Raw genomic sequence first — 13,689 nt, 5'->3', positions numbered from 1 at the left:
CGGGGAGAGCCCCGGATCGCCCAACGCCAGGTGCAATGGATGAGACGGCCTCTCGCTTTTAGCCGGTGTTGCGCAGCCCGGAGGCGATGCCGCTGATGGTCGCTGCCAGCACGTAATCGATATCCTCGTCGTTGCCGGCGCTTCTCTTGCGTTGCAGCAGTTCGATCTGGATCAGGCTCAGCACGTCCACGTAGGGGTTTCGCAGGTGCAGCGAACGCTCGATGTCGGGGTGATTCGCAAGCAGCCGTTCCTGGCCGGTGACCAGGAGGATCATGCGCCGCGTCCGTTGATATTCGTCGACCACCAGCGAGAAGACCCGCTCCCGGAGTGCCCCGTCGGCGACCAGCCCCGCATAGAGGCGGGCGAGCGGCAGGTCTACCTTGGACAGCGCCAGTTCGACGTTCCGGACCATGTCGAAGAAAAAGGGGAAGTTCTTCATCATGTCCCGCAGTCTTTCGAGGTTTTCCGGCCCTTCAGCGATAAAGCGCTCAAACGCATGGCCGATGCCGAACCATCCGGGAATGACGTGCCGGCTCTGCATCCAGCCGAACCCCCACGGGATTGCCCGCAGATCGGCCAGACCCTTGCCGGAGGTGCGCCGCGCCGGGCGTGAACCGATCTTTGCCAGATCAAATTCCAGGACCGGTGTTGCCTGCTCGAAATAGGGGATGATATCGGGATTGTCGACGATCTTTTCCCGGTAGTAGGCGAAGGCGGCCTGCGACAGATGCTCGACGGTCTCCTCCCAGTCGGCGTGCGGTGCGGTCGCAGTCAGCTGCGGACGGGCGAGGGCATCGAGGGAGGCCGCGACCATCAGCTCCAGGGTCCGCTTGGCCAGGGCAGGGTCGGAATACTTCCAGGTGATGACCTCTCCCTGTTCGGTCATCTTGATGGAACCGGAAAAGGCGCCGGGAGGGCGGGAGATGATGGCGCGGTGGGTCGGCCCGCCTCCCCGGCCGACGGTGCCGCCCCGGCCGTGGAAAATGCGCAGGCGCACGCCGCATGCTTCCGCCACCTTGTGCAGCTCCCGGTGCGACTTGTAGATCTCCCAGGAGCTGGTCAGCATGCCGCCGTCCTTGTTCGAATCGGAATAGCCGAGCATCACCTCCTGGCACCTCCCCCAGGAATCGAGATAGGGGGCGTAAGACGGAGATTGCCAGAGCTCGCGGCAGATGGCCGGGGCGTTGCGCAGGTCTTCGATGAACTCGAACAGCGGCACCGGCATGATCCCCGGATCACTGCCGTCGCCGGCGGCCTTGACCGCGATGCCCGACAGCTCCATGATGCGGACGAGCTGGTAGATGTCCCGGACAGATGTCGTGCCGCTGATGATGTAGCTCCGGATCGCTTCGGCAGGGAATTGTTTTTTGTAGGAGGCGAGGTGGGTCAGGGTGTCCAGCAGGGCGATGGTACCGGCAGAAGGGCTTCCTGATGGGGCGTCATCCCTGCCGGCAGCGGCGAGTTCTTGAGCCGCCTGTTCGTGGACCTGGGCGTGCTGGCGGATGTCGAGGGCATGGAGATGGAAGCCAAAGGTATCGACCCTGCGGATGAGCGGGTCGATCAGCTGGCGCGCGAGCCGCTCGGCGCCGCTCTCGGTCAGGCATTCGCGGATCAGCTGCAGATCGGCGCGAAATTCCCCGGCGGTGGCATAGACGGTGCCGATGTCGCCACCTCCGCGCAGAGTCGTCCGCATCCGGTGCAGCATGAAGCCGGCAAGGCGGCGGTACTGCTCGCATTCGGGCAGGGTCTCGCTCTCCTGGTCATGGGGTCCGAAGATCTGTTCATAGCGATGCACCGCTTCATAGATGCAGGTGGGGATGACTGCTCTGCAGTCCGAAGGGGTGAGCAGGCGGCGCAGCTCTTCCAGGGAGGCAACATAGCTGGCGAGGATCGTCTGCCGGGCATGCAGCAGTGCATCGTGGGTAGTCGCCGGGGTGACGAACGGGTTGCCGTCCCGGTCACCGCCGATCCAGGAGCCGAAACGGACCATGGTCGGCAGCGCGGTCGGCCCGGTCTCATGGCCGTAGACCGCTTTAAAGGCGGCGGCGATATCGCTGTAGAGTGCCGGCAGCGGCTCCATGAGGGAGTCGGGGTAGTGGTCGAGCCCCATCTTGATCTCGTCGAGCACCGTCGGTTTCCGGCGACGCACCTCATCGGTCTGCCAGAGTGCGGTGATTTCGGTGAGGATGGCGTCCTGAGCCCGCATTGCCTCGCTGTCGGTCAGCGGGAGGAGATCAAGTTTCTCAAGCTCGCGCGCGATGCGCCGCTGCTTGAAGTGGACGACCCGACGGGCGACGTCTGTGGGGTGCGCCGTGAAGACCGGGATCACCTCGATCCGGCCAAGAAGCTCCAGCACCCGGTCGGCTGGGATGCCGGCCTCCTGCAGGCGGCTGAAGGTGCCGTGGATGGAGCCCGGCTTGTCCGGCGCCTGGGAAATCCAGTGTGCTCTCTGTCGCCGCTTGCGATGGTTGGTTTCGGCAAGGTTGACCAGTTCGAAGTAGGTGGCGAATGCCTTGACAATATTCCCGGCATCGGCAATGGAAAGCTGGCCGACGATCTCCCTGGCGCGGTCTGAGAGCTCCTGCTCGCCGGGGAAATCGAGGCAGGCCTCCCCCTGGCCCTGATTGAGCCTGCGATGGCTGATGGCAAGGGTCCTCAGCTCTTCCTCGGTCTGAAAGATCCTGTCTCCGGCTTGTTCCCGGATCACGGTGCCGAGCAGTCGACCCAGCGACCGCACATCACGGCGCAGCGGCTCCTCCTTGACCGCATCATCTGCGGTCGTAATCTCGTCCAGTCGTTCCTGCTGGCTGGCTGCCAGCCAGAAATAGTCGGGATGTTCCATGATATCCGCCTCGAGAAAACGGCCGGCTCCCGTGCGAAGACCGGCCTCCTGTCAGTGTCAGTGGCCACGCCGCAGTTGCACGGTTCCGGAGTTGTTGTTCGTACACATCAGGCACTGCCCGCCGGCGACCGGAACGCGGGGCAGTCGAACGGCATGTGCGCCCTGTCCGGGGCTCAGGACCGGGCAGGGTCACCTGCTGCACGCAGCACCAGGTAACCGGCGATGCCGGAGAGCAACGAGCCGAGCAGGATCGCCAGCTTGAGACGGATGGCTGCCGAGCTGAAGAGGAAGACCCCGGCCTGCTTGCCCAGGAACAGCCCCAGCATGATCCCCAGGGGAACCGGTGTCGCGAGCTGATCAAGGGAGATGCCGCGCAGGTCGATGCCGGAGTTGACGAAGGCGAAGAGCGGCAGGATTCGTAAAATTCGCGCAGCATATTCATGATAGCTCCGGATCAGGGCATCACCCCGGCAGTTCGTGTCATCAATTGTACACAAGAAGTCGGCGCAACAAAGCCTCTTTTTCACCGGCCCTGCAACCCTGGCAAGAGCACGGCAGGCATGGCGCGACAGCCCGTGACGCCGGAGCGCTGTATTTGAGGCCGCTCGCAAGCGAGCCGGGATCTGGTACAGTGAAGCAGGGGAGACAACGGCAAGGAGGCCACCATGCAGCATGACGTCGAGGCGGTGGAACTGGAGCGGATCCGGCGTGATGCCCTGCGCATTCTCATCCGGCTCGGGCTGGGAAACTACGAACTGCAAGGCCCGCAGCGGAACATCTTCATCCCGGAGTCGCGCGTTGCCTGGTCAACGGTTGCCAGTGAACTGGGCAACGAGGGGTATCGGCTCGTCACTCCGACCGAGTATGCCGATGCCTGTGGCAGCACGCCGGAAGGGGTTCTTGCCCTGGTGTATGAAGAGGGGACGCTCTTCGCCCTCGGCTACGGAGAATCGCTCCTCGTGCCGCTGCCGGAGAAAGAGGCGCTGTTGCCGGATATCGAGGTGTGAGGGGGAAGCACCTGTGACACAATCTTGATATCTGCCTTCAGGATGTGATTTAACAACCATTCCCTGAGAAACAGCACTACATCGGTCGAAACGAACGCTTCACCGCTATGGTAGCCTGCATAGAGGGCATTCAACTGCTGCTTGAACTCGTTGTGCCTGTTGACATGGGCCCGGTAGCCGGAGCACTTGTTTTCTTTCATGACGTGCTCTTCGGCGGCGAAATGATAGTTCGTATAGTCTATCAACTCCTTGAGGATCTGTTCGATATCCCGCTTTTTCGTTGAATAGAGGATGATGTCGTAGGTTTTGTTCAGCAGTTCGACGAGCTTCTGGTGGTGTTCGTCGATCTCCTTGATTCCAATGTTATACGCTGGGTCCCATTCGGTGAGCGGCATAGAGGGTAGAGTCCTTGTTCATGTGATGATAGGAGGCATTTACTCCGGTATGGTATTGCGGGGCTGCTCGCTTCAGGCGTTTCCCTCAGATGATAGCATGTCTGCGGGAGGTTTCAGTGAAAAATGGTGGGGTGTTGTTTCCTTGTTGAGTTTTTATAACGGCCCGGGAGATCACCTGACAGCTTTTGGGTAAGGTGCATCTTTCTTGTTGGGCTGTTGCCCTTCATCCCCTATGCGCGTGCTCTTTCTCCCAGGTCTGTCCTATTTTCTTGTTACTGAATAATAATCAATCCCAGCACTGGTGAGAACTACCAACTGGTTATTATGGAACTCAAGCCTTCTGTCCCATGAGGTGGTCGGAAGATCGATGGCGGTAATTACATCAATTATCGCTTTGGTTACAGCGTCGTAAACAACTATCTTCTTGTCGAACATATTGCTGATCCAAACCTCTCCATTATGATACGCAATGCCGGTATCTCTGTCTCCTCTGCTTAAGAAGTGAATTCTTTGGCCGTTGCTAGGGTTGATTGTATCTATTTCTCCAGTCCCTGACGAAATCCAAAGATTGGTGCCATCCCAAGACAGATCTGTTGGCCCAAGTATGGATGTAGAAGACATATTTCTAATAATTTGACCTGTCGAGGGATCAACTTGAACAAGTTTATTGGTATTTCCTGCAACCGAAATCCATATCGACGCTCCATCCCAGGTAATGCCATAAACCCCCGTTCCTGAGACCTCGATCAGGTTTTGATAAACATAGTAAGCAAGGATGGCTCCAGTATTAGGATTGAAGCAGGTAAGGCTGTGGGATGAGCCATTATGAACGCCTGACATGATCCATATGTTATCGTTGTTGTCGAAGGTAAACCCAACGGGATTTCCCACTGGCACAGCAATACTCCCTTGGGAGGTAACAGCATATACCGCATCGGTACTGCTTCCGCTGGTGCCGCTCCCACCTCCGCACGATGCGAGCAATAACATTATCAATGAAACAAATAACGACTTGATAATCCTAAATGACATACTTCTTTATCTCCTCTTCAATTTAGTCAGTCAATTTCATATGTTATGTATAGAACTCAATAAGCTAACGGTCAGAGCAATGCAATAAATGCTAAGGCATTTCAGAAACAGTATATAAAACTACTAAGCTCTGGCTGATATTTGTATCTATTTTCTTTAAGAGCACAAATTGGTAGCCTGTCCCATTATTGCACTCTTATGGTGTCACTGCACGCACATACAAGGGTCAGGTCTCGACATTTGACATAGTTCTGTTGATTGTTGAAACTTGACCCCGCTTTGTGTTGTTCTTGTTTCATGTCCTCTGTCGAGGGCTGATTCTCTAAATGTGGTCATAATAATCAGTTCGATAAAGATCCTATAAATACTTTACCGTCTTCTGTTCCTCCATATATAGCGCGGGGCACGGTAGTATCAATCGCAAGTGTCCAAATGGACGTGGGGCCGGTACCGGTGTTTACTTGAACCCAGGTGTCACCACCGTCAGTTGATTTGAAGGCGCCTGAGTAATACATTCCTGCATAGACTGTCTGTGGGTGGGCAGGATCAATGGCAAGTGCGAAAGGGAATGAATATGCCAATGTACTTCCTGTTGCCGACCATGAGCTCCCACCATTCATTGATTTGTAAACTCCGCTCCCATTCGTGGCCACATAGATGGTCTGACTGTTCGACGGGTCAATCGCCAGGTAATTCATGTACACATCAGTTGGTAGGCCATTGTTGACATCAGTCCAAGATGTACCCCCATCTATCGACTTCAATATACCGCCGCTGTGTCTACCTGCGTAGATCACTTGGGTATTTGTAGGATCGATAGCTAGTGACCTAATAAATGTTAAAGGAGGAAATGTATCACCAATAGAGGACCAGGATAAGCCACCATTTACAGACTTATACAGCCCAAAGCCACCAGTGCCCTCTTTTGAGACATAGAGTGTATTGGAGTCATTTGGGTCTATAACCACAGTAGTCACAGATCCCACCAGATTATTAGAGGTATTGCTCCAACTATTACCACCGTCTATAGATTTATAGAATCCAGCGTAAGTACCAGCGTACATAGTTTGAACATTACTAGGATCAATACATAGTGTTGAGACGTAACCGAATGGCGAACTAGCATTTATAGCGGTCCAGGTGTTGCTACCTATTACAGATTTATATATCCCATCAGATGTCCCCGCAAATATGGTCTGACTGTTGCTGTTAATTACTAATCTGGTTATACGGTTATCAGTGGGGCCACTGGTTAGTTGCCAACTCTCTGCCGATACGACTTCAGGAGGTGTGTTTGATGGTGGCGTTGATGCATTAGATGAAAGACTCGTTGAGTTACTTCCACTTCCACAAGCTACGAGAGAAAACAATACAAGAAAAGATGTCATGGTGTTTCTAATCATGCTCTCCCTTTCGTTTGGATAGCCAAAAGAGGACAGGCTACCTTTTTTATCAGGCGCTCAAAGTGGGCGTCCTCTTTTCCGATTCGCGGGCGGTTTCGCGAAGGCTGACCTTCATGTCCTTGGGTTTATAGACGCAAAAGGCCGCATCACCCGGCTCTCTGCGGGGCAATGCGGCCTGTAATCCCTGTGCATCGTGTCTGTCAGTCCCACTGCACTCCCCTGGGAGGGTAACTGTAGAAGCTAGAAGAACTTCTACACCACCTTTCAGCGCAGGGCAACCAGAAAATGCTAACAATGGCCATACGTTACTGCCATAACCACATCAACTCTCATAAATAATGAATGTAGTTCATAAGTTATGTCAGTAATGAAAATATTAATCGTAATTATTACATGTTATGCACAGCAAAACATGTATTTCTTTCATATTTTGGCGAGCGAAAATCAAGTAACCTTCCCTATGTCGTAAAACAAAAAAAGGCCCCAGCTGCGGAGCAACCGGGGCCATTACGGTGTGAAAAAAAGCCCCCGGGGGAGTTTCGAGGGGAGTATATTCAATAGATTTGTATACTGTCCTCGAAACTCCGCACAGGGGTGATGATTTTCATATAATCTCCTTATATCGATGGATTCTGTCATTCGGAAACGAGACGCCGTTTTTTGCAGATGATGCGTGCTTGACTTTCGGCACGCAGTGATATATTTGGCTACATATATCCGTTATGTATCCAATTATGTGATACACGATAATACTAAACCTCCCGCGAGGGTGGGACGGAAAGCCCACGGGTCTCCCCGAGACAGCCGGGTTGCCGAAATATCACTCTATTTCTGCAACCCGGCTTTTTTCATCCCAGCCGGAAAGGGAGGCCTTATGTCGAGCAAAATTTTACCACTCCTGAAAGTATCGCTGGTCCTGGGGATCGTAACATTAGCATTGCTGCAGTTTCAGGGGTGCGGTGGTGGCAGCGGCGGAAGTGCCGCTACGGGAACCCTGAACCTCTCCATCACTGACAAGATGAGCGACAACTTTGCCCATGTCGTCATCAGCATCAAGGAAATACGCGTTGTCCCTGCCGGCAGAGAAGGCGCCCAGGACAACGACCCCGGCCTCCCCGTAGTGGCACGATTCAGTACGCCGCGGGTCATTGACGTCATGCAGTTGCAGTTTGTGCAGCAGGCCTTGGGGGAGGTTGTCCTGCCCGCCGGCACCTACAGCCAGATTCGCCTGATTCTTGAGCCAAACCCCAATGGACAGGGACAGTTGCCGTCAAACTATCTTGTGCTGAACTCCGATCTCACCACCATGATTCCGTTGACGACCCCCAGTGCCCAGCAGTCCGGACTCAAAATCCTCGGCCCGATCGAGATCAAACCAGGGGTCATCAATGCGGTAATGATCGATTTTGACCCGAATACGGCCATTGTAGATCGTGGCAACGGCGACTATAACCTGAAGCCGACCGGCATCCGCATGGTCCAGATGTCCGGAGTGCTCGCCCAGTATGGCTCCATTTCAGGCACTGTTACCGCATTCGACCGGTGGTCCAGTGCCACCGTATCTGTCAAACGGCGCGGCTCGATCAACGATGTAGATCCCATCGCGGCAGGGAGAATCTTCAGCAACTACACCAGCGGCGCCTGGCAGGCTCCGTTTGCCGCGTTCGTACCCGGTTCCGCGACGGTATCCTACAAGACCTTCATCTCCTCCAACGGATTCCAGGTCTATTCCTCACCGGCCGTTACCGTTACCCAGGGAGTTACCACCGACCTCGGGAATATAGGGTTGATCAAGGTCCCCTGATTCGGAAAAACTGATTGCTGAGAACGGACAGGGTGGCTTCTATGCCACCCTGTCTGTCAACCCCAACTGACGTCTTCCTCACTCGTTTTAATCGACCCTAGCATACCTTGTAGTATGTCATCTAGTGATATCCGTAGGTTATGTGACTATTATGCATGTTTGCAGGCCTGACCCGCCGTGACTGTGAGGGGTCTACCTTGCACTCCTATAAGCTTCCAATTTGGTTAACAAGTTTTTTAAGTCTTCAGGCACTTCGGATATATTGATTTCATCAATCAATTTATTGTCAGTTAAATTGATAGAATACGAGCTCTGTATGACATCTCTTAGTTTCTTAAGAACCTCCTTTCCAGGCACAATTTCCATTCTAGTTTCTAAATTAGCCCATTTTTCATCGAATATTTTTATAGTCTGAGAGTTAATAGTAGCTTTATCGAGTTTTGAATGTTCAAAGTACTTTGACCGTTTGGCCAAATACTGCCCTTGAATATCACTACGCAGAGTATTTGTTATTTCGTCCAATATTTCTCTGACATTTGGAAACGAGGTGATTTTCTCTCCGAAACGTTTTTCACGCTCGGTGATTCCTTTTTTAACTGCACGTTCTAGAGCAGCCGGGATCAATAGATAATTTTCTATTTCTTTACGATAGTGTATGTGAGCAAAATTGAGGTGTTTTTCAAGGTCTTGGATAATATCAGTTAATTGTTCCTGTGGAGTATAATCTCTGTCATAAATGACGCCAATATTTACTGTATTCCCAACGGCTTTTTCAAATACTTGAGCAAAAGATAAGATGCTTTCCCATGAAGAGAATCCACCAGATTGTACAGGAGTAAGATCTATGCCAGAAGCAAGCTCCATGTGACCAAATTTCTGAGCAAATCTTCTGATGGTTCTAAAGTCATCCAACCCTTCAACAAATATTAATCGCCTGTTTCTGGCCAATTGAGTCAACGTAATGTTCTGAATTGATCCAATAATATTCAGCGCTTGCTGAACACCTTCAATATCTTTTAATCTCTGTGCGGATTTTCTACTCTTGTCGACTAGAAGTATTTCGGAGTGGTCAGCTTCACTCATAATTTCAGTCGAATGTGTTGCAAGTAAAATATCTGGTCCAGCTTGTCTTAATATATTAAGTAGTTGTCTCTGTACATCTGGATGCAGATATATTTCTGGCTCATCAACAATTAATATCGTATCACCACTGGCCCTCGTAATATGAGTAAGTAATTGACACCAAATTTGGAAACCAGAACCTGCCCAAAATAGTTCACGAGTAATTCTATTTTCTGCGCAAAACATGACTAATTTAGATGAAAATTGATCAGCTCTTTGCGCTCTCTCAATTTCCATACCAGACCATGTTTTCTTCACTAGTTGCGCAAACTCTTCAAACTTGTCCGGGAAAAAATGCCATGAATTTCTGAAATGCCGTGAAGCACGGTGTGTCGCAAGATTCTTTCGGACAGTTTCTTCGTTTAGCACGTCTTCTTCATGTTCAACCGGCCCAAGTATTGGTACGACTCCTATTGTTATAGGAAAGGCATGCTTAAATTGAGAAGGAGTGCGAATTGCAGGAGGGTCAGTTAACGGTATCAAAAAACAACCACCCTCTTCTGGGAAAAAAAGCTGTAACTTATTGTTATTTGAAAGGCGGAACGTAATTGATGAATCTGTCTCATCATAATCAGTATGAACATTTTCGATTGAAATCGGTAATACTTCCTCCGAAAGTTTATAGCCGTAAACATTCCCTTGTGGGCCTTTTACCCATTCTGCACTTTTTGCTCTTGCCCTGCGGACAGCTACACCTAATGTCCTAAAAGCGCTTAGAATCGTGGACTTACCACAATTATTAGGGCCTACAAGAATATTCATATGATGTAAGCTCAAGGAGTACTGGTTTAATGCCTTGAAATTACGAAATTCAACGGATGTGATAGACACAGACGATGGCAAGTTTCCCTCCTGTATTATAAATCTGGAGGAGTTTCGGGGGCAGTATATTTAATAGATTTGTATACTGTCACCGGAACCCATCACCTGTCCGTGGCTTCGAACGACTGGCTATCTTCAAGGGGCGGTCATCATTTGGTGGCGCAGAAGAAACGGCTTCTTGTTTCCGCTTCTCAATGACAGCAGCCATTTTACCAAAGAAGTCATTTTCAAAACGATCGAGGAAAGCTGAAGTCTTTCCTATATCCGATTTTGACCAAAAATCTATGCCCTCTTTGTTGGCAGAATCAACAGCTAATTCAGCAATACCATCGACAACATCCCACATAGCCATCGCCATAGCATCATCATAGTGCCGTAGTGCTTGGCTGATAAGAAACTCTCGTATATATGTTTTTTTATCAACTATTTGCAAATTCCACATCAGTCTGGCTAAAGATCTCTTGTCGGTGGTAACACCTAGCAACAAATCTACAAGTTGGATCAGTCCGAGATGTGTGACTATTGCCCCTGCACAGCTGCTCAATGTAGGACCTTTACATACAGCCATTAGTTTCTTGTCTGCTGATACAAAGATTGGTTTCATGCCAAGCTTTATGTCAATCAATAACGTTGCTAGCTGTGCAGCTTCATGTTCTATCAATATTTTAGGTTTTGGTTTAATAAGTTCTAAATCATTGTAAGCGTCTATTAAGCTGCATTTTATATTTTCATATAATTGAATATGATTGCTATCAGCAAAGCTGAAGTTAATGGCAATTATATTGTGATTCTTTAAAAATAATGACAGCTCATCTTCATTCTTGTAGGGAGCTACTTTTCGAAGAAATTCATCAAATGAAATATTGCCATTTTTAGCCACATATGATGAAAATGCACCAGTGTACACATTGACATTTTCAGGCCCTCTCCCAGCAATATATCGTCTTAGATTGTCTATATTGTTGAGGTTGTGAGCCTTTACTTCGTCTATTGCCAAAGCTCGATGACTTACTACTTCATTCAGAAATTGTCTCCCCACGAATATTCTTAATGTTTTGCCGTTTTCGGTGACAGCAGACCTGATTCTAGATATTACATCTGCGTAAACCGGACTGTATGGGTGACCTTCTACTATGGCTGGGAGAAGAACATTTGAGTCTAAGTATATTGTTTCTGGTACCAATGAAGTCTTAATAACTGAGGCAGATTGATTCATAACCAGTTCTACAGCGAAAGCAATTCTGCCTAAGTCGCATAGTACCTCTGATTCTGCGTCATCTGGATGCCTTAAAGTATCAAAAATCGAGTTAGCAATTGATAATAACAGTTTATCTTTAATACCTTTACATTCTTCTTTGATCAGAGCGTGGATTTGATCCCAGCTATCGTATAAATCACCGTCCTGTTTACCTGCAAAGTGAGCTCCTAAATCCCAGCCCCTGGCAATGAGTATTTTTTGTATAAGTTTTGGAATCTTTGCGGCTGTTGAACTATCCAGCGTAACACCTTCTCTGACAAGCAATCTATTTAAAACACCGGTTATGACGACAGACATGCTATCGTCGTACATGTTTGTATCTGTTATATTACAGACATACTTATCTGCGACTAAAGAGCAAATACCTTTTTCAGACAGTCCGTCAAAGGCACGTATAATAATATTGATGACACTTTCATTTGGAAGGTTAAAGTATTTCTTAATTGCATTTACGAGATTATCTTTTGTAACTCCGCCAGTCCCTGCATCAGCTATTGCTTGGGCTACTATCCCCTCAGCGACAACCTCATATAACGGCTCAGCTCGATTGCCAATTTTCAGCCTTGAATAACAAGTTGCTAAGTAGCGTTCTATTCCTTTAATTGGAGCAGTCTTAATTGTGCTAGACCTTGGTTTCCCACGAAGTGTTTTTTGAGCGAGTTTGACTCCTTCCCACAACTCGGCGTGATACCCAGAAGTGTCATAGAAAAAGGTTTCTATATTGAATTTTGCAAGTTGTGCTATCAAATCTTTGTTTGCATCGTTAGGTAAAAGAGCTAAATGAAGCTTCGGATAAGGCAGAGGAAGGCAGTTTGTCATTATCGAGAAAATCTTATTTATTGCTGGGTCAATAAATGAAAACCCTATGAAAAGGCAATGATAGTTTTTTAAAATATGAAGCAGAAAGTCTTGATAACTTGGATCCTCGTCAAGTCTTCTGTATCCGTCTTTGTCGATAACTATTGACTTTGGAATTTCAGCTCGACCATGGATTCTGGCTATAAAATATTCAGTCCAATAGATGGCCTGCTTCATGCTCGGATCTCCAAGTTCAACAGGGAGAGGCGATTTTAAAGAAAGCCCTGATGCGATTTGATTGTTATACAAAGTATAATAAGCATCATATAACGAACGATCATAGTTGGTTGTCACAATTGATGAAAATGGTAATGCAACAAGTGGCAGCAACTCCCGCGGGTTTATATTTTTTATAAATGGGTCAGAAAGAGCCTTATACTTTTCTCCTTCTGGTATAAACGGGCAATCTATGAATAATGTTGCTGCTTCCAATAACATGTTATCTTTCACTCTAGATTTCATCAAATCGGCCGTGGCTTCTTCATATTTTATTGCCAGCTCAATGAGCATATCCAGATATCCATGCCAAGTAGGTAGTCCAGACTTTACACCCACGCCCGCACCAGCAAAAAGACAAGAGTCTTTTTTGTTGAAAAACTGAATAAGTTTTGTCTCAACTCGATTACTCATAGCAAATTGCCTCCGATAAATAATAAGAAGGTTTTACAAAGCCGCGTGCTCAACCATGCGAATTCTAAAAGGGTCACGAATTCTAAAATTCTAAAAGTAAAAGTCTAAATGGGTCAAAAAGTCTAAAAGGAAAAGTCTAAAAAGAGTCAGATCGCAACAATCAACAGTCTCCCGTTTGCTTCCCAATCGGTTCCTTTTCTGCTTGTAGAATATTGTGACCTGCCTCTTATGCCCTTCCTGCAAACAGAAAAGCCGCACCAGTCAGCTCATTGCTGACCGATGCGGCCTTGAATCAACGGAGAATGTGTACCTGCCTCCATACACTCACCTCGCCGGATAACTGCTGAATCAATAAGGACTACTACACCACCTTCCGCAAATAGGCAACCTCAAAATGCCTGAGAGCATATTTTGCAAACTGCTAAAAAGCATGACATATCAGGGGAGTGACAGTGCTTTTGTCAGGTTATGCCAACATAACAGCGGGCAATGTAACGAAACATGTTGCTGCTACCA

At 49.1% G+C, this 13,689-nt stretch carries 7 protein-coding genes, 2 pseudogenes and 1 riboswitch; of the genes and pseudogenes, 2 read left to right on the top strand and 7 right to left on the bottom strand.

The features are described 5' to 3' along the window. Nucleotides 1-58 precede the first annotated feature (58 nt). On the bottom strand, nt 59-2,842 hold the full coding sequence (locus tag GJT30_15805) for a phosphoenolpyruvate carboxylase (GenBank protein MSM41080.1): 2,784 nt from the start codon (nt 2,840-2,842) through the stop codon (nt 59-61). A gap of 173 nt (nt 2,843-3,015) precedes the next feature. Further along, nucleotides 3,016-3,258: pseudogene (gene nhaA / locus GJT30_15800) on the bottom strand (Na(+)/H(+) antiporter NhaA). 249 nt (nt 3,259-3,507) lie between these two features. Here nhaA and GJT30_15795 point away from each other — a divergent pair. Continuing rightward, nucleotides 3,508-3,849, top strand: a complete 342-nt coding sequence (locus GJT30_15795) for a hypothetical protein (GenBank protein MSM41079.1) — start codon at nt 3,508-3,510, stop codon at nt 3,847-3,849. Here GJT30_15795 and GJT30_15790 read toward each other — a convergent pair. The 3 genes from GJT30_15790 to GJT30_15780 all read right to left on the bottom strand — a co-directional run bounded on the left by GJT30_15790 (nt 3,783) and on the right by GJT30_15780 (nt 6,679). Beyond that, the gene (locus GJT30_15790; GenBank protein MSM41078.1) at nt 3,783-4,244 is read right to left on the bottom strand and encodes a bacteriohemerythrin; all 462 of its coding nucleotides are present in this window, start codon (nt 4,242-4,244) and stop codon (nt 3,783-3,785) included. The genes GJT30_15795 and GJT30_15790 overlap by 67 nt on opposite strands. A 261-nt stretch (nt 4,245-4,505) precedes the next feature. Continuing rightward, nucleotides 4,506-5,276 carry a hypothetical protein gene (locus GJT30_15785; GenBank protein MSM41077.1) on the bottom strand — a complete coding sequence of 257 codons (771 nt, stop codon included), beginning with the start codon at nt 5,274-5,276 and terminating at the stop codon, nt 4,506-4,508. Between the two features lie 341 nt (nt 5,277-5,617). Next, nucleotides 5,618-6,679, bottom strand: coding sequence for a hypothetical protein (locus tag GJT30_15780; GenBank protein MSM41076.1), 1,062 nt, complete (start codon nt 6,677-6,679; stop codon nt 5,618-5,620). A gap of 741 nt (nt 6,680-7,420) precedes the next feature. Then, nucleotides 7,421-7,496, top strand: a riboswitch (cyclic di-GMP riboswitch). Nucleotides 7,497-7,553: 57 nt separating this feature from the next. Between GJT30_15780 and GJT30_15775 the strand changes: the two genes are divergently transcribed. Continuing rightward, nucleotides 7,554-8,483, top strand: coding sequence for a DUF4382 domain-containing protein (locus tag GJT30_15775; protein MSM41075.1), 930 nt, complete (start codon nt 7,554-7,556; stop codon nt 8,481-8,483). 192 nt (nt 8,484-8,675) lie between these two features. Here GJT30_15775 and GJT30_15770 read toward each other — a convergent pair. Together GJT30_15770 and GJT30_15765 are read right to left on the bottom strand one after the other, a co-directional pair. Beyond that, a pseudogene (locus GJT30_15770) lies at nt 8,676-10,442 on the bottom strand (AAA family ATPase). A 73-nt stretch (nt 10,443-10,515) separates the two neighbouring features. Next, nucleotides 10,516-13,173 (bottom strand): hypothetical protein, encoded by a 2,658-nt coding sequence (locus GJT30_15765; GenBank protein MSM41074.1) that lies wholly within the window; start codon nt 13,171-13,173, stop codon nt 10,516-10,518. Between the last annotated feature and the right edge of the window lie 516 nt (nt 13,174-13,689).

It is taken from the genome of Geobacter sp. (genome assembly GCA_009684525.1).
GTDB lineage: Bacteria > Desulfobacterota > Desulfuromonadia > Geobacterales > DSM-12255 > Geoanaerobacter.
Note: the sequence above shows the minus strand (reverse complement) of the source record. Positions and strands in the feature narration are given on the sequence as shown.

Bases quoted from the DNA above. Each gene is read 5' to 3' on its own strand.
- GJT30_15805 (MSM41080.1), bottom strand. From the start codon at position 2,842: ATGGAACATCCCGACTATTTCTGGCTGGCAGCCAGCCAGCAGGAACGA.
- GJT30_15795 (MSM41079.1), top strand. From the start codon at position 3,508: ATGCAGCATGACGTCGAGGCGGTGGAACTGGAGCGGATCCGGCGTGAT.
- GJT30_15790 (MSM41078.1), bottom strand. From the start codon at position 4,244: ATGCCGCTCACCGAATGGGACCCAGCGTATAACATTGGAATCAAGGAG.
- GJT30_15785 (MSM41077.1), bottom strand. From the start codon at position 5,276: ATGTCATTTAGGATTATCAAGTCGTTATTTGTTTCATTGATAATGTTA.
- GJT30_15780 (MSM41076.1), bottom strand. From the start codon at position 6,679: ATGATTAGAAACACCATGACATCTTTTCTTGTATTGTTTTCTCTCGTA.
- GJT30_15775 (MSM41075.1), top strand. From the start codon at position 7,554: ATGTCGAGCAAAATTTTACCACTCCTGAAAGTATCGCTGGTCCTGGGG.
- GJT30_15765 (MSM41074.1), bottom strand. From the start codon at position 13,173: ATGAGTAATCGAGTTGAGACAAAACTTATTCAGTTTTTCAACAAAAAA.